Source organism: Pedobacter ginsengisoli (assembly GCF_030244015.1).
GTDB lineage: Bacteria > Bacteroidota > Bacteroidia > Sphingobacteriales > Sphingobacteriaceae > Pedobacter > Pedobacter ginsengisoli.
The window spans coordinates 136357-156613 of sequence record NZ_JASSYX010000003.1; the positions used below are offsets into that span (position 1 = coordinate 136357).

General features: G+C 48.1%; 13 protein-coding genes. 2 read left to right on the forward strand and 11 right to left on the reverse strand.

The features are described from left to right. Positions 1 to 39: 39 nt before the first annotated feature. The 8 genes from QEP08_RS12710 to QEP08_RS12745 are packed head-to-tail and all read right to left on the reverse strand — an operon-like array spanning position 40 to position 17330. Complete coding sequence (locus tag QEP08_RS12710) at positions 40 to 1305, reverse strand: phthiocerol/phthiodiolone dimycocerosyl transferase family protein (RefSeq protein ID WP_285058527.1); 1266 nt, start codon at positions 1303 to 1305, stop codon at positions 40 to 42. Then, positions 1302 to 2555, reverse strand: coding sequence for a condensation domain-containing protein (locus QEP08_RS12715; RefSeq protein WP_285058529.1), 1254 nt, complete (start codon positions 2553 to 2555; stop codon positions 1302 to 1304). The genes QEP08_RS12710 and QEP08_RS12715 overlap by 4 nt, the downstream gene beginning before the upstream one ends. Positions 2556 to 2562: 7 nt before the next feature. Beyond that, on the reverse strand, positions 2563 to 3768 hold the full coding sequence (locus QEP08_RS12720) for a glycosyltransferase (protein ID WP_285058530.1): 1206 nt from the start codon (positions 3766 to 3768) through the stop codon (positions 2563 to 2565). Between the two features lie 9 nt (positions 3769 to 3777). Next, entirely contained in the window at positions 3778 to 5004 is a 1227-nt protein-coding gene (locus QEP08_RS12725) for a glycosyltransferase (protein ID WP_285058532.1), read from the reverse strand. Beyond that, positions 4997 to 5761, reverse strand: coding sequence for an alpha/beta fold hydrolase (locus tag QEP08_RS12730; RefSeq protein WP_285058534.1), 765 nt, complete (start codon positions 5759 to 5761; stop codon positions 4997 to 4999). Before QEP08_RS12730 ends, QEP08_RS12725 begins: the two co-directional genes overlap by 8 nt. Beyond that, on the reverse strand, positions 5748 to 6014 hold the full coding sequence (locus QEP08_RS12735) for an acyl carrier protein (RefSeq protein WP_285058536.1): 267 nt from the start codon (positions 6012 to 6014) through the stop codon (positions 5748 to 5750). The genes QEP08_RS12730 and QEP08_RS12735 overlap by 14 nt, the downstream gene beginning before the upstream one ends. After that, positions 6002 to 10339, reverse strand: a complete 4338-nt coding sequence (locus QEP08_RS12740; protein WP_285058537.1) for a type I polyketide synthase — start codon at positions 10337 to 10339, stop codon at positions 6002 to 6004. Before QEP08_RS12740 ends, QEP08_RS12735 begins: the two co-directional genes overlap by 13 nt. Next, positions 10299 to 17330, reverse strand: a complete 7032-nt coding sequence (locus QEP08_RS12745) for a type I polyketide synthase (RefSeq protein ID WP_285058538.1) — start codon at positions 17328 to 17330, stop codon at positions 10299 to 10301. Before QEP08_RS12745 ends, QEP08_RS12740 begins: the two co-directional genes overlap by 41 nt. A 393-nt stretch (positions 17331 to 17723) precedes the next feature. On the opposite strand from QEP08_RS12745, the gene QEP08_RS12750 reads away from it, so the two are divergent. After that, complete coding sequence (locus tag QEP08_RS12750; protein ID WP_285058539.1) at positions 17724 to 17954, forward strand: DUF6965 family protein; 231 nt, start codon at positions 17724 to 17726, stop codon at positions 17952 to 17954. Here the strand turns inward: QEP08_RS12750 and QEP08_RS12755 are convergent. The 3 genes from QEP08_RS12755 to QEP08_RS12765 all read right to left on the reverse strand — a co-directional run bounded on the left by QEP08_RS12755 (position 17914) and on the right by QEP08_RS12765 (position 19414). After that, positions 17914 to 18591 (reverse strand): DUF6766 family protein, encoded by a 678-nt coding sequence (locus tag QEP08_RS12755; RefSeq protein ID WP_285058540.1) that lies wholly within the window; start codon positions 18589 to 18591, stop codon positions 17914 to 17916. The two genes, QEP08_RS12750 and QEP08_RS12755, sit on opposite strands and share 41 nt — an antisense overlap. Further along, positions 18575 to 18865: a hypothetical protein gene (locus tag QEP08_RS12760; protein ID WP_285058542.1), complete on the reverse strand. Its 291-nt coding sequence runs from the start codon at positions 18863 to 18865 to the stop codon at positions 18575 to 18577. The genes QEP08_RS12755 and QEP08_RS12760 overlap by 17 nt, the downstream gene beginning before the upstream one ends. A gap of 66 nt (positions 18866 to 18931) precedes the next feature. Then, on the reverse strand, positions 18932 to 19414 hold the full coding sequence (locus QEP08_RS12765; RefSeq protein ID WP_285058544.1) for a CinA family protein: 483 nt from the start codon (positions 19412 to 19414) through the stop codon (positions 18932 to 18934). Positions 19415 to 19640: 226 nt separating this feature from the next. On the opposite strand from QEP08_RS12765, the gene QEP08_RS12770 reads away from it, so the two are divergent. Then, positions 19641 to 20174 (forward strand): YciE/YciF ferroxidase family protein, encoded by a 534-nt coding sequence (locus tag QEP08_RS12770; RefSeq protein WP_285058545.1) that lies wholly within the window; start codon positions 19641 to 19643, stop codon positions 20172 to 20174. Positions 20175 to 20257 lie beyond the last annotated feature (83 nt).

The window sequence follows — 20257 nt, forward strand, 5'->3', positions numbered from 1 at the left end:
AAAAACTTCCTGAACACCAAGTCCGCTGTCAGTAGATTTCTAAACATATTCTAATACTGATTCTTTTAATAACAAAGACAATGCACAATCCACAATGGTTGCAGCGGATTCAGATCCGAGGAAGCCATCATTAGATGAGAAGCAAAAATCCATCTCCCCTTTAAATGTACCGGCCACCAGAGTGTTTGGATTTTTCCAGGGAAATGCCACAGTCGGGCTGTATATAGCTTCTACTTCAAACGAACTATAATTCTCAGGAATGCTGAGTTTCCCCATATTGGATAACGTAACGTCATGCGAGCCGGGCGAAGATTTTAAATAACTGATCATTTTAGGTGCCGAAGAATGAAAATACTCACTCATGATCAGCAGGTCATGAACGTCCATAGCAGTAATCTTAGCATTCAGCTCTTCTTTAATTTTTCTGGCAGTATTCCATAACCCTGATCTGGTATCCGCCGACAATTCAGCAATGGGTGCAAATGCAAACATATGATCTGTTTTGATCTCGGGTACAAATCTCCTGATATCTACCGGACAGATCAGTTTGCCGTTTGCGCTGTTTCCTTTGACTTGCTGAAAAGCACTTAAAAATGCTGCACAGAGTGCCGAGTGAACAGTCACCCCTTCAATCTTACATGCAGCCGCAAGCGCAGCTGTTTGCCTCCTGTCCAATCGTCTGTGGACCAGATAACTTTCCCCTGCTACGGGCTTATTCCTTTTCGACTTTATCAAAAAGAATAAACGGGCAAATACAGAAAACACCCTTGCTTTTATCAGTTTTCCGATTTTACCCGAATAGCTCTTTGAAAGCAATGCTTCTATTGACATAAAGGGAAGATAAGAGGCCAGCTTTTCGTCAGGTTTGTCCAGCAGCATCAGTATTTCGGTCATCAGCGTAGTTAAAGTAGTGCCGTCACATATGCAATGCGGACAAACCAGCAGGAGTTCTGACATTTCATTGTCTTTTAGCCAAACGATACGCGCCATCGGACTGCCCTTACCATTAAATAACTTATGCCATTCTTTTTTTGATTCTATTTTCCAGTCATCATCACCCGAACGCTCTGCAATTCTGACCGGGATGGGACTTATTGCATTACTGGAAACAAAATGCGGTACTCCCATAGGATCTTCTTTAATGCCAGCACGCAGCAGAGGGTGTTTTTGCTGCACCTTATATAATGCATTAAGCAAACGTTCCAGCGTAAAACTCCCCCGGATCTTTACTGCAAACACACAGTTTACTGCAGTTTCGGCATCCACATACATAATTCTTTCCCCTATGATGAGCTTTCTTCTCATAACACTGAAATTATATCCATCATTTTATCTTTTATGGACAACGCATCGTCATACGGCAGAAACCCTTCACTGGCAATAAATGTAAAATCCATTTGCCCCCGGTATGTAGAAGTGATCATCGTGGTGGTATTACCCAGCGGGCCGATCACCGAGGGACTGAATATCGTTTCCACCGCAAACCTTTTATACTGATGAGGGATGCCGATCCGGCCCAGGTTAGAAAACATACAGTCGTTCGCAGACTTGCCATACTTCAAAAACTTCGTAAAGTTATTCAGCGTCCCATGCGATTGTTCCATCATCATCAAGGTGCTGTACGGATTGAGCCTGGCCGTCTTCCTGTCTATGTCCGCCTGCATCCTCCCCGCCTCGGCAAAAAAATCCAGGCCTTTGTCCGCAGACACTACAAACATCAGCCCGAACGCAAAGATATTGTCTCTCTTAATCTGAGGCGCAAATCGTCTGATATCCACCGGGCAGGATACTTTATTGTGAAAAGCTTCTTTTCTCACCGCTTGAAATGCATTTAACAGAGCCAGGCAAAACGCTGTATTTACGGTTACCCCTGCCGCTTTGCACTTTTTGACAATACTTTCGCTCAGTCCTGTATCCAGCTTCCAATGGATCATGTAATCTCTTTTGCGATCAACCAGTTTTTTATTCACAGGCACCAGCCAGAGAAAAAGATTAGCTATCCCTCCTATGAGTCTGGACTTGACGAGCTGCTTTCTGCTCTTCAATATTTCTTTCGGTACCACATCTGCTATACCCATGATCGGTTTTTCTTTGCCAATATCCGCATCCGGATCATCAAGACCCAGGAGCAGCTCCTCCAGAATGGCCATTGCCGATCCGCCGTCGCAGAGGCAGTGGTGGATTACCATAATAAATTCAGAAGTGTCCCCGCCCTTTATCCAGACCATTCTGATCAATGGGCCCTTAGCCGTATCAAAAGGTATTGCCCACTCCGCTATAGATTCCTTTTTCCAGTCATCTTCAGATACGCGGTCTGTTATTCGTACAGGGATGTCAATAAACTCGTTCTCACCTGCCCAAAACCAGGGCATCGCAGCCTCATCATAAACCACCGCAGCATTCAGCATCGGGTGCTTGTGCTGAAGCTTTCTCAATGCACGGTGCAGATCGGCCGGCAGAATATTGCCTTTGATCCGCCATGGAATTACCGCGTTAAAAGGCAGTGTACCATCACCATGGAGCATTCTTTCTGCAAACAATAGTTTTCTTTTCATCGCGCGTTCAATCTACAGCAACAAGTATTTCTTCCGAATCCGCAAATTCTTCCAGCAACTGCACCGCCTTATCATTGCCCCCTGCAGCGGTAAAAGTGTCTTTTAACTTCAATGCCGCCGTCCTGTACTGCGGGTTTTCCAGCAATTCAAACACAGCAGTTTTCAGATCCGCTATGCGCAGCCGCTTGTAGCGGATGCTGATCCCGCAGCCAGCATTTACGACCAGTTTCGCCGTGTGAAAATGATCATAGGCGATCGGAGTGATCAGCATCGGCAGACCATTGGTAAACGTATCATTGACCGTATTGAATCCCCCGTGACAGATCACCATATCCATTTTAGGCATCAGCTCTGCCTGCGGCACAAAACCATTTACGATAAAGTTATCCGGCCAGTGCTCAAAAATATCCGGATTAGTAGCCGCTATTATTGTTACAGGTGCATCTGCAAACGCATCGATCAGTTTCTTAAAAAAAGCTGCCCTGATGTCGACCAGCAAAGTACCCAGTGAAACAAATACCTTCGGGGTCGTCACTTTATCCAGTCTATCCCAGTCAAACGCAGCGTTATTCGGCCTGCCTTTTACCGGCCCTACAAATCTCATGTGCGGCATTGGTTCCGTTACCCCGGCAAATTCTTTCGAAGTAAAAACAATATTCATTTTGTGGGAATGGATCACAATATCGTCACCATACACACCAAACTCTCTTTGCAGTCCTTTGATCAGGTTTTCCTGCCATTCAAAGATCTTAGGCGCACTGTTTGCCGCATCACCCATCACGTCCGGCGGCACCGGTGTAGTGGTCACACATGGAATACCTTTAATGTGCGCACACAGCGCACCCGCAAAAGTGATGCAGTCATTGACGATCACATCCGGCCTCCAGGAATCCGCCACTTTACACAATGGTTCCATCATGATCCGTGCTACCGGCACATAGGTCTCTTCCAATGCCAGCTTCATCACTTCCGGGCCCGAACAGGAAGGCCCGTCATCCTGTCTTTTCAGGATTTTCTGCAGATCATCCTGATGCTTTACCAGGTCATCCTGCGGATAAACATATTGACCACCCGCCGGTATATGCGCGTCTGCCAGCGGGGTTATGCCAAACCACCTTACTTCATGTCCTTTCGCGATCAGACTGGCCCCGATGCTCAGTGTCGGACTGATGTGGCCAAAAAAAGGAGGTACTACAAATAGAAACTTAGACATAATTTTTCTTTAATGATTTAATATTCCCACTTCACCAATTGCAGGCGCAGCCTTGCCAGCAGTCAGGCCAGCCAGCAGATCCGCCGCTGTACGTGTACCACCCGCGTCCGCAAACGAATGCCTGATTCGCTCTGATGCATTCCTGAAGCTGATGTTATTTAATATTTCATGTACTGCCTCTTTCAAATGATTTGCTTTGAAGCGGTTAAAGTTCAACCTCAGGCCCGCACCCACCCGCACTACCCGGCCGGCTACGTGCGACTGATCATAGGCTATCGGCACCACTACCATTGGCAGGCCATTGGCGAGTGTTTCGCATACAGTATTGTGTCCGCCATGGCACACTACTGCATCAAGGTGCGGCAGCAGTTCCAGTTGCGGTACACTATGCTGTACCATAAAATTATCAGGCCATTGCTCAAACAGCGAAGGATCAGACACCACGACCACAGTTAAAGGTTGGTTACCAAAAGCTTCAACCACTTTCGTGAAGAAACTCTTCTTATGCTCATGGTCAAAAGTAGTACCGATACTCACCAGCAGCTTAGGCTGCGTTCCAAAACCTTCCAGCCGCGCCCAGTCAAAATCACTGACCACTATCCGTTCACTGATCACCGGTCCGGTAAACTGATACTGTTCCGGCAAGTCCATTTCTCCGAAAAACTCTCTGGAGGTCAGCACCATGGTCAGCAGGTCAGAGCAGGCAATAGAAGTCTCGCCTTCCACTCCAAGTTCTTTTTGCAGCGCAACGATCTGCTTCACTTCCCATTCGTGCACCTTTGGCAGCTCATCCATCACCTTGATCGCGGCAGGCGCGGTTACCGAAGTTACGTAAGGCATGTTTTTATTAACCGCTGCAATAGCCCCGGCAAACATCTGGTGGTCGGTGATCACCAGATCAGGCTGATAAGCATCCAGCAAACCCAAAATACCTTCATAGCTATGCCGGTTCAGCGGAATCAGCACTTCCTCATACAAAAACTTGATGCTGTCTATGCCATAAACGATCTTTTTGGTAATGATGTCCAGGTACTTTTCACTTTCCTGCTTTTGCAGGTCATTCTCTTCATAAGCGATGAGCAACAATTTTCCACCTTCCGGCAGGCGCTGTTCCAGCGAACTGTCCAGACTGATCCAGCCCACCTGATGCCCGCGCTGCAGCAGTACTGCCCCGATGCTTAGCGTCGGATTGATGTGCCCGGTCAGGGGCGGAACGATGAATACAAATTTACCCATGTTTAAAAAAATTATCCAGCAAGTTTCCAATCAGCACAGGCTCCTGTATCGGAATGTTATGGTCTCCCGGAACTTCCAGCAGCTGTGCCCCTTTTATTTTTTGCTTCAGTAACCGGCCCGCGCCCAGGCAATTGGAACCTGCTCCGTAAAGCAGCAAAGTTTCCTGCCCAATGCCGTCAATCTCCTCCGAACCGAAGAATTCCCTTTCCAGCAGCATATCTTTTTTAATACTCGTCTCATAAAACAGATATTCATACATTCGATGGTTTCGCTCCATCTGGCGCTTGCCCATCTTCACTTTTGTGGTATCCGTAAAATTCTCCACATAATGTTCCAGGAACTCCCGGCTGTAATCGTCAATGATATCCCTTGTCTTATCGTCATTAGGATCAGGTGCCTCAATAACAGCCAGTTTCTTTACCCTATCCGGAAAACGTGAAGCCATTTTTAAGGCAATCAGGCCCCCAAAGCTATACCCTGCCAAATGTACCCGGTCAAGACCAAGCTCATCCATCAGTGCCAGCAGATCACCGGTCATACTTTCCAGATCATAACCTTTGACAACCTTTTCACTCATTCCATGACTTTTCAGATCATACATCAGTACATGGAATTCCTTCGCCAACACCGGCGCAATGTTAAAATAATAAACAGACAGGTTGCTGAACATCCCATGAACCAGCAGCACCGTTTCCGCCGACCCTTTATTCAGTTCCTGGATGTGTACACCCCTGTTGTTTACTTTAATTACGGGCATTGTCAATATACTCAACGATCATTCCCAGGTTCAGATTGATCAGCTGATCCAGATCCATATTGGACAACCAGCCTGTAAAATCGATCTGGTCGCCATAATGCGCTTTGATTTTTTCCGAGAACGACACGATCTCGATACTGTCCATTTCCAAATCCCTGGTAAAAGAACTGTTCATGTCAATGTCCATCTCTTCTACAAACTCTTCCCCGATCACTTCCGTTATAAATTGTTTCAATACCACTACTGTGTCCATCCGATTATATAATTTTTATGTTTAATAGTTTTAATGTAAATGTCATTCACTTTCAGTTCTTCCCCCCTGATCTCCGAGATGGTATATACACGCGGATTGCCCTGCAGGCCCTTACCCAGATACTTGCCATAAGCCTCTTTGGCTACCCAGAAACGGGTTACCCATTCCGCATTGTCCCGGCCCTCCAGCAGCGCTTTCTCACTGTCTGAAAACACCAGGTCCTGAAACCCCTGGTTCCGTATCTCAATGCGTTCTATATCTATCCCTACAGATCTATCATACCTCGCTATGCCTACTGCATCAGTACCTTTATGGGCTATTGATACATGGATGCCATCTGTCATTGCCCCCTGCAGATAGGGCTTGCGAACCTCATCGGACCTGATCTCGAACTCGATCGGATAATAAGCCTCCCGCTTTTCCCTGCTTAATAAGTTCCTGACTGCATCCTTTACCGCTACGCGGCTGATGATCCATTCCTTCCGCTTATTAGGCAGCAGCGAATGGTGGTGCTGCTTTTCATCCTTATTGAAATAGCGTTTTAATATAAAATCCCAGGATACCACGCGGCTATAGGCATTGTGGAACATAAATACACCCGGCGCAATCTCTTCAGACAGGCGGTTGTGCAGCGGCGACATCGATACACGCCACAAAGCCTCATCTATTTCCAGTCTCCTGTTCTGCCAGCCGTTGATCATCGCCCAAACCTTACCATCACGCTTCATCACAAAATCCGCAGTGGCAAATTCTTCATTCAGTTCAGTCAGCACACAAGTACATTCAAAACTGCCCTGCTGATCCATCATCTCCCCGAAAAACTCGATCTCCTGTATCTTTACGGGAAAAGCAATCCGGTCTTTGGTCAGTGTCAGCTGCAGCCAGAGGCCAAACAACTGGCCTGCATTGTCCAGCAAAGAACCCTTCCCCGCACCGCCTTCAATAATTCCTGTGATTCCTTTATCGCCGACCACTGTCAGTTTTTTGATGCCCTGGTAACCCGGGCCGTGAAACATGTGCTCCTCATAGATCTGTTCCGGGCTCCGGTCAATGCCCAGGGGCAGACCGGTATCGTAAATTCTTTCAGGCGCAGCGTGCTGTTCCGCAGCCAGCAAGACCTCCGCATTGGCAAAACGCTCCAGGTTCAGGCAGGCCACCTGCTGGCTTTTCCATTCACCCGTCACCGTTTCCCTAAATGGCTTCGCCACATTCATCCACTGAAACACCTTAATGTTCATGATCTTGCGGACTTGTTCACCGGGCGATTGCTCCGCAGCCATCTCCCCAAACATTTCAAAGATCATGGTCATCGGGATTACCGGATCCATATCGTCGACGCAATGCCAGCCCTTAGGCTGTCTCAATAAAGAATGGTCTGTCAGGTAAGGACTGTTTTGCAATGTCACATTCAAAGCCTTCGTAAAAGGGATTCTTTTAGGCCGCGACGCCTGCCTGTTCTTAAATAGCTCCAGCAGTTCCGACTGTATGCCCAGCATCTCTTCCACATTCTCGTTAAACGCACGCATGACCGGATGAGCCACATCCTGCAGCAATATTTTATTTTGCCGCAATCCGTTACTTTGGTACGCCTGCACGCCGTTACCTGCAAGACGGTCAGCCGCAAGGTCTTTAAGTCCTGTTATATTACTGATCAGAGGCAGGCCGAGTTCCAGTTTTATACCTTTCTTCGCAACAGCAGCTTTCGTACCGGGATAACCCATAAAAGCCATCCCTGCAACTTTACCTTCAGCATACAATGCCGCCAGTACCCTTTGCAACTGTGCGACACCCGAACGGATCGCCACATTAGAAGGCACCGCACTATAGTTTTTTCCTTTCAGCGTATCGTCAATAAACCCGGTCAGCCCACCGGAACCCACCTGTATGAACACCCGCGCGCCTTCCTCATAAAGCCTCGCAGTCAGTTCACGGAACCTCACCGGTTTGATCAGGTGCTCCACGCTCAACTGCCTGATCGCTTCAAACCCCTCCGGATAAAGCTCCAGCGTCGTTGCCGACCAAAGCGGGAATTTAGTTTTCCTGAACTGCATGGTACTCATCCCTTCCAGCATGACATCCAGCTTATCCGCCACAAAAGGCGAATGAAAGCCAGACTGAAACGGCAATATCTGGTGAAAGATCTGCTGTGTCCTCAAAATTGGCACCAGCACATCCAGTGCTGCATTGCTTCCGCAAAGGATCACTTGTTGCGGGCAATTGTCGTTTGACAAATACAGATCCGGAATACCGGCCATCACAGGCTCCAGCTTCTCAATACTGCAGCCAACAGCAATAAACTTAGAATCCTTTAACTCAAAAGTCTCCGGATTCAGGAAGTTGAGCAATTGCAGCACCGAAGATTCTTCAGCAAGTTCAGAAGAACGGGCCGCAAGCCACTCGCCCAGGCTATGTCCGGCATTCATATCCGGTAAAATACCCAGTTGTTTCAGCGCAGTGTCCAGTACACGGCTCTTGTTCAATATCTTTAAGGCTTCGTTCAACAGGCCTTCTCCTTTTTCATTGTTGTCCTGCGGTATCCCAAAATGATCAGCCACCGATGCGACCTCACCACCCGCCAGGCCGTCCAGTCCCGGAAATACGAAAGCCACCTTTCCCCCACCTGTCAATAAAGGCGCATTGGTATACCAGATGTCCTGTTTATTTCTCCAGGGAGAATCCTTGGAAGCGATCTTGACTGCTTTCTTCAACCTTTCAGGGCTTGGATCAAAGACCACAATCCGGTATTGTCCCTCACCCGGTTCCATGCTATGTGCTTCCAATGCCTCAAGCAGTTCCTTATGCGTGGAACGGGCCAGCAGCAAAACCTCATCAGTTCCTGCAGCTTTACCAGCAACCTCAGTAACCGGACTTTTTACATGTACATATCCCTCCAGTACCACGTGGGCGTTGATCCCCCCAAAACCGAAAGCGTTTACACCCGCTACGCGGGGTAAACCTGACGCCTCCCAGTCCACCGCATTTTGCAGCACTTCAAAGCGGGTATCTGCAATCTGGGCCAAAGGCTCCCCGCAATGCAATGTGGGCGGGAGGATATTATGGTACAAAGCCAAAGAAGTTTTGATCAGGCCCGCAATACCGGAAGCAGGCATAGCATGGCCTATATTTGATTTTACAGTTCCGATACCCGCCCTGGGTAAAGCCTGGTCATTGCCAAAGAACTGCGCTAAAGTTTCCAGTTCCGTTTTGTCACCCAGCGGGGTGCCTGTGCCGTGTGCTTCAATATAGCCGATGTCACGTGCATGCAGGCCAGCTTTAGCCCAGGCCTGCTCAATGGCCTTGAGCTGCCCCTTTACAGAAGGACTCATGACACTGGCCCCGCTCCCGTCGCTGCTTACACCAACACCTTTCAGCACCGCATAGATCCTGTCACCTGCGGCAACCGCATCTTCCAGTCTTTTCAGCACTACAAAACCGCAGCCCTCCCCGATGATCAAACCATCAGCACCAGCGTCAAAAGGACTGATCTTTCCCTTTCTGGACAACGCACCCAGCTGGGTAAAAATGCTCCAGAAAGCCGCGTTTTGCCCTACATGGACACCACCGGCAATCACCATGTCACACCTTCCATTGTTCAGTTCCTGTATGGCATGGTCTACCGCAATCAAGGAACTTGCGCAGGCAGCATCCAGTGTATAAGCTACACCCCCCAGGTTCAGCCTGTTGGCAACCAGTGAAGCCACCAGATTGGGGATCAGGCCCATTGCCGTGTCCGCACCAAAACGGCCCTTGCGCAACTGGTATTCTTTCTTTACTTTTTCAATTTCCGCATCAGCCAGATCAGGCATCAGGTCCCGCAGCACACTGGCAATCTGCTCGCCCGTTCTGACGATCTCGATCGCCCTGGTCGCACCCGGCCCGGCATAATTCCCCTTACCAATGATTATCCCTGTACGCCCCAGGGAAAGGCCCTTTTCAAACACACCTGCATCTTCCAGTGCCTTATGTACCAGGCTCAGCGTCAGCAAATGATCAGGCTCCATACCTGCAACAGCCACCGGCAAAATGCCGAATTGGGCAGGATCAAATTCAAAATCCGGAATAAAACCACCCCTGTTGCAGTAAAAGCGGTCTACCCCGGCACCTTCCTCAAAATGTACCCCGTCAATCCGGTTTTCCGGAACCAGCTGTGTGGCATCTACTTTATTGATGATATTTTGCCAGAAAGTCTCCACATCCCCCGCACCGGGAAAGCTGCAGGACATTCCAACCACCGCAACATCATCAGGCTTCATTACACGTTCTTTAACGTTTTCCATCAGCCCCTTACCAGTTGTTTCCAGCCATGATGAGCACCTGGCTCTCATTTCCGTATTTCAGTTCATTCACAAAAGTTTCCATACCGTCCTGCAACGGGATCAGGGAAATTCCCCTGCGTTCATACTCCTTTTCCAGTGTAGCCGACACCATCCCGGCACCCTTCCATGGGCCCCAGTTGATGGCCATCACCTTGCCCTTTATCTTTTCCTTCAATGCCCAGGCGTATTTATCCATCACGCTATTGGCCGCAGCATAATCTGTCTGGCCACGGTTGCCATATACAGAAGCGATGCTGCTAAAGAAGATCACAAACTGTGTTTCCGGCCTCATCTGCTCTGCCAGCACCCGCAGCGGGGTCACTTTGGTATCAAATACGCGCTTAAACGAATCCAGCGTTTTGCTGTGAAACAGCTTGTCTTCCAGTAAACCCGCTCCGTGGATCACTCCGTCAATCCGTCCATGTGCAGCATATACATCCCCAATGAACATCGATAACCCTTCCTCATCCCGAAGGTCAAGCGCCGTATAATCCACCACAGAACCACTGTCTTCCAAAGCTTTGATCGTTTGAAGGATCTCGTTGTTCTTATAGATCCTGGCAGCCTCCTGTTCAATCTCAGCAGGTTTTTTAAGCTCACCAGCTTTAATCAAAAAGCTCCTGATCTCCTCCCTGCTCTTCATCCTTGCAAACTCAGCCAGTCCGCTGGTACGCGGGTCAGGCGAACGGCCCACCAGCACATACCTGCACGGATATTCCTGTGCAAGATGGGTGATCAATTTGGAAGTAATGCCCTGCGCACCGCCCAACACCAATACTACAGCGTCTTTTTCCAGTTTGATGTGCGACTCCTGCAGATCAGTAACCAATTGTGAAGGGATCAGTTCCAGCGTTTGCCTTTCCATACCGTCATAAATGATTTCCGATGGCTGATCGGTATTCAGGACCTCGTTTAGTGCAATGCCGGCTACGTCAACAGGCGCAAGCTTGCGCGTCAGGCTGATCATCCTGCACTTAGTCGTGTCATATTCTTTATCCAGACTTTTAAACAGGCCCGAATATCCCTGAAAATGCCTCAGCATGCTCGCATCATCCGCCCCCGTCATGTGACCTTTGGTATCAGAGATAAAGTATACCCATTTCATTTCCTCAAAATCCAGCCTCTTGATCATAGCGATATAATCGATGATATCGACCTTGTTTACAGATGCAAACATGTTGAGAATGATCAGGCCGTCGTATCCTTTCAGCTGATCTTCAACTGCTACAATATCAACGACAGCACCATGACCCTCAAACAGATCCTTAACTGCCGCCGCCTGCGACCCGCCGTCATTGGTTACCGCAAAGCGCTTACCCTCTACAGCCGAAGTCCCCGTATTCGCAATCTGCGAAGCCTTCAGCTCAAAACGCAGTCTTGACAGAGATTCACTGATGATCCCACGACCCTCACTTTCAGCTGCTATGATCTTTTTGGCCTCAGCCACAGGCTCAAAATTATCCTGTTCTATCTCGGAGATCCAGCTGACAAGACCATTCAGGGTCTTGATCCCCGCCAGTTTTTCCATCAGGTCATCACCGTCTTCTGCTCCTCCGTTAAACCCTATTTTCACTTTCAGCTCGCCGATGATCTCCATTCGCTTGATCGAATCAATACTCAGATCAGCTTCCAGATCCAGGTCCATGCCCAGCATGTCCTGCGGATAACCCGTCTTTTCACTTACTACATGGAGAATTGCGGTTTTAACATCAGCCATACTCAATTTAACAATGGCAGGTGCGGCAGGCACCCTGGCAACCGCATGCTCATTAATCCAGTTTACCAGACCATTCAGTGTCTTGATACCTGCCAATTGCTCCATAAAGCTGTCCTCACTGTCTTCCGCGGAAGCGAAACCACCCAGTTCAATACGCAATGCACCAATGATCTCCATACGTTTGATCGAGTCGATGCTCAGATCAGCCTCCAGGTCCATTTCCATGCCCAGCATTTCCTGCGGATAACCCGTCTTGTCGCTCACGATCTTCATCAGCACCGCTTTCACATCCACTGCCACCGGTTTTGAAAATGTTTTCTGCATATCCGCAACAACGGGAGCAACAGGTGTCTGCGGCTGTGCGATTGGCTGCGAAACAACCTGCTGAACAGTCCCTTGTAACGGCTGCTGATGTATATTTTGCTGATGCACCTGCGGCAATGAAGCTGCACCCAGGAACTGCAGCATCACATCGCGCTGCGCCTGGATCATCATTTTCATGCTGTTCATATACTCCTGCATCATCACTTCAGCAGCATTTGAGGGAGCAGCATTTGACGGAACATGCTGCATAATTTCATTGGAGATTCCTTTGTCTTTCATTTTTAGGGGTTCTATGATTGGCAACGCACCATAAGCAGGCATTTTTCCTGTTGATGGTACCGCATGCTGACCGTCGACAATCCATACGGTGGCACTTTTTTTATACTGCCCGGGTTCTTCCAGGTTCAGCAGCTTGCCATTACGGCCTTCAAATAATTTCTCCACTTTTACCTCACGGCCCGTGGCGATATAAGTAGCCAGCGTACACAGCAAATGGGTGATCTTGTTGTGCCCATTGTCTTCAGCATACAACAGCAGTTCATCCTTACCAATGCAGGCCCTGGTCAATGCGGTCAGCACCTTACCCGGTCCAACCTCTATAAAGATCCTTGCACCATCAGCATACATCTGCTGCACCTGTTCCACAAATTTCACAGGTTTCACCAGGTGCTCTGTTAGTCTTTCTTTGACTGCAGCTGCCTTCCCGGGATAAACCGCCGCAGTAGTATTTGACCATACCGGCAATACCAGATCATTAAAATCAACCCTGCCCAGTACCTCCTTAAACAGTCCCTCAGACCTGGCAACCAGCGGACTGTGGAATGCACAGGCCACCTCCAGTTTTTTGAACGAGATCTTTTCTATTTTCAGCGTTTCGCCCAGTTTTTTAATCGCCGGAGTAGTACCCGCCAGCACCAGTTGCGTTGGCGAATTAAAATTGACCGCATAAACATCGTTTAATCCGTCAATGACCTTAAACACATCCTCATCTTTGCAATTCACCGCAATCATGGCACCCTTATCCCCGCCTTCCACCGCATTGAGGATAGACTGTGCCCGCTCCCTGCTCAGAAAGACCAGCTGCTCTTCATCAAAAGCACCCGCAAAACACAGTGCCGGCAACTCACCATAACTATGCCCCGCCACCATATCCGGCACAATACCAAGGTCCCTCAGGAAGCTGGCCAGGGCCAGGTCTACAATCCCCAGCAAGGGCTGCGCCATACGCGTATCCTTAATTCTTTCTTTTTGCGCCTTCAGCGAAGCCTCATCAAATACCGCATCCGGGAACAGTACCTTCTCATATTCCGGCCTGTTCTTCAGCAATTTCCGCATAGCAGGGAACATCACAAAAAGGTCCCTGGCCATATTGATGCGCTGGCTTCCCTGACCGGGAAACATAAAAGCTACTTTACCCTCTTTTCTTTTCGTGATGTAAGTATCCTTACTTTCCACACCGGAAAGGGCCAGATCAATCTTCATGATCAGGTCCTCATCCCTGTCGGCAACGATGCTCAGCTGTATGGGTTTTGTACTGCCCAGCGCAAGGCTATAAGCAATATCTTTCAGTGAAATGTTATCATTATCTTCCAGCAGTGCCTTTACAACACTCAGCTGTTTCTTCGCCTCTTCATAAGTATCCCCCCTGAAAACGAAAAGCTCTGAAGGTAAAGACTGTAAGGCAGAATGCTGATCAGCGGCCGCATGACCACTCTCCAGCACTGCATGGAAATTAGTACCCCCAAAACCAAAGGCACTTACACCCGCATATCTTTTATCCTCCATCCATAAAGCCGCCTCCGTGTGGAAGGCAAACGGACTTTTGGCCGCATTGTAATAACTGTTGGGATTTTTCAGGTTAATGGTCGGCGGTTTCACCCCGTGATAAACCGACAATGCCGCCTTGATCAGCCCTGCAATTCCGGCAGCACACTTGGTATGGCCAATCTGTGTCTTTACCGAACCCAGATGTGTTTGTCCGGCCACTGCACCCGACTGGTTCAGCATATCCGTGAGTGCGCTCAGTTCCGTACGGTCTCCCACCACAGTACCCGTGCCATGCGCCTCAACCAGACCCAATACCGAAGGCGATATTCCCGCCTGGCCGTATGCACGTTCCAGGGCCAGTACCTGTCCCGATTTGCGGGGAGCAGTCAGTCCCAGGCTCTTTCCATCGCTCGATCCGCCGACACCCTGTATCACCGCATAAACCTTATCACCATCTCTCAAAGCATCTTCATGACGCTTCAATACCACCATAGCCACACCCTCACCCAATGCGATGCCATCAGCATCCGAATCAAAAGTGGCGCACCTGCCCTTGCGGGACAAAGCATGCGTACTCGAAAACATCAGGTAATCGTTGATCCCATTGTGCAGATCTGCACCACCGGCCAGCACCATATCAGACTTCTCCAAAAACAACTCCTGGCAGGCCAGATCTACTGCGGCAAGAGACGAAGCACAAGCCGCATCAACCGTATAATTGCGCCCGCCTAAATTTAACCTGTTGGTGATCCTGCCCGAAATCACATTCGCCAGTATCCCAGGGAATGAGTCCTCAGTAGTTTTAGGCAGTGCTGCGTCCAGCTCAGCAGGCATTTCACCAAACACCTGTTTGAAAAAGCCCCTGAAACTGTAACTATTTGCTAAATCGTTTCCGCCCTCCGCACCAATAATAACCGACACATTCTCTGCATTGAAACTGCCGTCCTTATAACCCGCATTTTCCATGGCCTGTCTGGCCACCATCAGGCTCAATAACTGCGTAGGCTCTATTGCTGCCAGTGACTGCGGCGGTATCCCATATTCCAGCGGATCAAAATCGATCTTCGGAATGAAACCGCCCCATTTGGAATGCGACATATCATTGGCCGTCGAAGAGGGATCATAGTATAAATCCTTATTCCAGCGCTCGTCCGGCACTTCGGTCACCGAGTCCTTACCCAGTATGATGTTCCGCCAGTATTCCTCTATATTTTTTGCACCCGGAAAGATACATCCCATGCCCACAATGGCTACATTCAGCGATTTCTGCTGTGCAGACGGCGGCTCCGCCAGTTCCGCCTGCTCAATGAAACGGTAGTTTCCGTCCGCAACCTCCTTGTGCAAATCCAGGACAGAAACGATCCTGTTGCACATCGGAGCCACCTGCCCGATCATGTACATACCCAGTTCCAGCTGTTCTTTCTCTTCAATATTGACCAGTTCATCACCACGGCGCTCAATGCCTTTGGCCGCTATGCGCAGCCTGCCTACATTGAGCGTCTCCAGCTTTGCCCAGATCTCTTTTTTATCTATACCCTGCTTCTGCAGTTTTTCCTTTTCTTCGTTAAAAAACGTCGCAAAGGGAGAATTCAGGCACCTGGTCTCATGTCCCGGTGCTGTTTCCAGCAGTATGGTGTCAGCCGATGACATTGCCTGTTCCTGAAACTGGTCTTTAATTGCTCCGGAACTTACTGCTTCCTTTGTATAGAGGTAAGAAGTACCCATCAGCACCCCAACCTTTATTCCTTTGGCAGCCAGTGGCGCAGCCATTACTGAGATGAATGCAGCTGATAAGGCGTCATGGATTCCACCGGCAAAAAAGACGCTGATTTCTTCGGGCTTATCCTCTTTCAACAAACGTTCTATTTGTTTTTCCCAGAGCACCATGCTCGAAAGCGGTCCAACATGGCCGCCGCATTCCCGGCCTTCAAATACAAAACGCCTTGCACCCTCCTTCAGGAACATATCCAGTAAAGAGGCAGAGGGTACATGAAGAAACGTTTTAATGCCCAGTTTTTCCAGCGGCCTGGCCTGAGAAGGTCGCCCCCCCGCAATCAATACCACCGGCGGCAGCTCTTCAATGATGTACTTCAACTGCTCATCACGCAATTCCTGCGGCGCAAAACCCAGTATCCCGACACCCCAGGTCTTATTGCCTGCCAGCGCCCTGGTATCTTTGATCAGTTGCCTAGCCGTATCCCCCTTCAATAAAGACAGGGCAATGAAAGGCAAAGCCCCGGCCTCAGCAACCGCGTTGGCAAAAGGCGCCACATCGCTCACCCGGGTCATAGGACCCTGTGCGATCGGATAGGTTATGCCCAGCTCTTTTGCCAAATCATTATCAGCACTGATCACATTTAATGATTTTGCCTGTCTGAGGTGACCATAAATCGCCTCCTGAAAACCAAAAACCAGTTTATCTATTTTCTTATACCTCCCAAAAAGATCCTGCCCGATGGCAATGTCCTGTCCCAGCGGGAGGAAATCTTTTTCCAGGTCAAAACCATTATAATAAGCCTCCAGATCCTTCTCTGCGGCATCATCAGCCAGTACCGGTGAATTCGGACGCACCAGTATGCGGGAATTACCAATTAACCTGGTCTCCGTCCCGCTCAGTTTCTCACAGACCCTTTTGACAGACTCAGGCGCACTGCATTCAGGGAAGAGCACCAGCTGACTGTCCAGTACCACCCCCTTTGCGCCAGAAGCCACGGCAGCCGCAGCAGTATGTATGCCCGCACCACCCTGAATATAAACATCAGTATCGTTAAACTCTTTAATGACACGCTGAAACAGGACATACGAAGATTCATACCCAACTTTACCGGCTCCCTCATTGCCTTTTACGATGATCCCGTCAGCACCCGCGGCATAAGCCTGTCGTGCCTCATCAATAGTATGAATCTGGTTAAGAAGTTTAATGTGTTTATTTTCAGGTGGTTTTATACCATAAGGCAAAACCATCAGCGTTACCTGTTCAGGTAAGGGGATATTCAGGAAGTCATCCGAAACCAGGCATACGCCAAATCCGTTCGGGCATTTTGGTACCAGCTGTCTGATTGCGTCGACAGCTTCGGCTCTGTCTCTTCCGAGGTGGAGCACAGGAAAGGCGCCGGCATTTTGCAAAGAGAGCATGAGCTTTACATCGGGCCTTTCAAATGGAGTAATTCCAATAACTACAGGAGTTTTCATGTTTGTTGAGGGTGATTAGGGTTCAACTTTCGTGTTGTTCTAAAATATTGACCAGCAATACTTACAGAAGCAGGGATTTTAACACAGAAAACAAAATGATTTTATTCAATTGGCTCTATATCAGGAAAAAATTATGTGTTTAAGGACAAATATTTCATCAACATTATAAAAACACCATAAAAGCAATAATCCTACGCTTTTGTTAATGTAAAATTACTAACTAAATTTCACGGACTTCACTGAATGAGACAAAATGAACAAAAAGAACAAAACAAAAACACCCTCTACCTGTGCAATTTCGCAGTTATTTAATGAAGTGGTAACACTAAAGTTAAAACGAATAATAAAACCTGAACACCATACGTTTCATTAACCACTAATTTTTATCTTCGCATGATGAACGCAGATGAATACGAAGCCGCTTTTCATGGCATAACCCTGCCGGCGACCGCCGAGCTTTTCCCCGGGACCGTCGTTTCTGATGTACCCGCATTTATTAACAATTCCATATCATTGCTCAGAACTGTCAGCAATCCCAGGCAAACCGACGTAATCCGGTACCGGCTGGACAGGCTGCTGGAACTCACTTCCCAGTCTCCAGGTGAGGCGCATCAACCGGTTTAGATTCAGGCGAACCTTTTTGCCGCAGATAGATAGTCAGAAAGACAATAGAAAAAACAGAAAGGAACTCACTTTGCCAGTTCTGGAAGGTCTCAAACCAAAACCTCGGCTGCATCACAAATTCCATCATACTTTCAGCAGATTGATGTTTCAACGCCTGCTCTACATTATGGTCCTGCCAGCTCCCGTAAAAGTGCATCCACCAGCTGAGAAAGAATAACGTAAAAAAAGCAATGGAGAGCGAATTGCTGTAAAGTTTTAATATCCAGCCACCTTTTTTAACCGGCCACGGCGCATCCTTCCCGGCCACAGGTTCCCGGTCTACCTCCTCTTTTCCTTCAATCGATTTGGATTCAGCCGAACCAATCTGCCTCAGGCCTACCGTAAGCAGGACATACAAAGCCATTTGCAGAAATTCACTTTCAAAATTCTCAAAGGTGGCCGATATAAAATGTCCGCTTTGCAAATAAACAGAAAAACCGATCTCAGGCGCATGCTCATCGGTAAGTTCCTCATTGTGCTCCTTCCAGCCAGCAAATGCCTGGGCCAGCAATGTACCTAAAAACAACAGCAGAAAAACAATGGTCAGACTGTTGCGGTAGAAAAATGAGCGCTGTGCGCTCTTAGCCAAGGTTTTCATAAACGCTGATTTCTTTACCGATTGCCTGTACCAATGCATCATCCAAAAGAATATCCTGATGTCCCGAGTTCTCATCATATTCGTAAACCGGAAAACCACCCGGTTCCAGCTGATCCGCAGTTACCGCCTCCCAGTTGCCCCCCTCGCTGCCCATAAAGACCTCGCCGATCAGGGCACCATGATAAACGACCTTAAAAGCTCCCGCTTCCTGCGGATGAATGTTCAAATCGACCTTTTCCTCTCCCGATTTGATGATGATGTTAAACGGATCCATAATTTATGCTGTTTAGTTCATTTTCCTTATAACTCCTCCCGCCGGATATTGTTTTTGAAATCCTAATTACAAATTAGACAGATAGCTATTAATCAGTAAAGCGGTGTGCTTTACGCTCTGCAGCACCACTTCCTCCGGATTTCCCGAAAAAACAATACGGTCGGAAAATATGGTATTTCCGTCATGGAGACCATAAATGAACATCGTGCCCACTGGTTTTTCTGCAGTTTCACTTCCACCCGGGGAAGGCAATCCGGTAATACCAATATGTATATCAGCCGCTATCAGCTTGCTCAGTCCCGAGGCGATTGCCGCCGTTACCTCCATAGACTCAGGAGTATACTGTTTAATAAGAGTTGGCGGAACTTTCAGAATACTTTCTTTCAGACAAACATCATAACAGGCAATACCACCTTTTAGAAACTTACCTGCATTCTCAATCATGGAAAACTCAGCGGTAACTCTGCCTGCGGTGGCACTTTCCGCAAACGCAATGCTCAGTTCTCTGCCGATCAGCAGATCTCCACAGGACGCAACTTCAGTTATCATATGCTTTACTTCTGATTATTTATTATTCAATCAGCACCTACAACAACCACAACAAGGAAATTGTTGTAAAAAACTGCACCCGAAAACGAAACCAAGTCTATACATGATTGAAGCTTAATTTAATTATACACCTGCATTTTGAAAAAGATCAGAAATTTAAAATTCATAAAACAATCTTCTTTCAACGGGGTTCAATAGGTACATCTATAAATTAAAACATACCACTATGGCAACTACAAAAAAAACCGGCAGGACCGGAAAAATGGAAGATTCAGAATTTCATGAATTCTTTATCGATGAACTGAAAGACATTTACTGGGCAGAAAAACACCTGGTAAAAGCCTTACCTAAAATGCAGAAAGCAGCAACAAGTCCTGAACTTACCGCAGCTTTTGAAAAGCATACCCAGGAAACACAAACACACATCGACACCCTGGAACAGGTATTTGAATTGCTGGGCGAAAAAGCCACAGCTAAAAAGTGTGATGCAATGGCCGGATTGATAGAAGAAGCGAACGGTGTGATTGAAGACACTGACGCCGGCACTATGATCCGCGATGCCGGATTAATCCTGGCAGCACAAAAAGTAGAGCACTATGAAATCGCAACGTATGGTACCCTGCGGGTATTCGCAGCCAATATGGGACATACCGACGTTGAAGAACTTCTGTCTCAAACCCTTGAAAATGAAAAAGCAACAGATGTAGCTCTTACAGAAGTTGCCGAGGGCTTTATCAACGAACAGGCCGCTGCTGAGTAATCAGCCGCAAAATGTAAAAATTCCCGCAAAGGTTCGGTCAGAATAACGGCCGGACCTTTTCAGTATAACGGCTGAACCCCTAA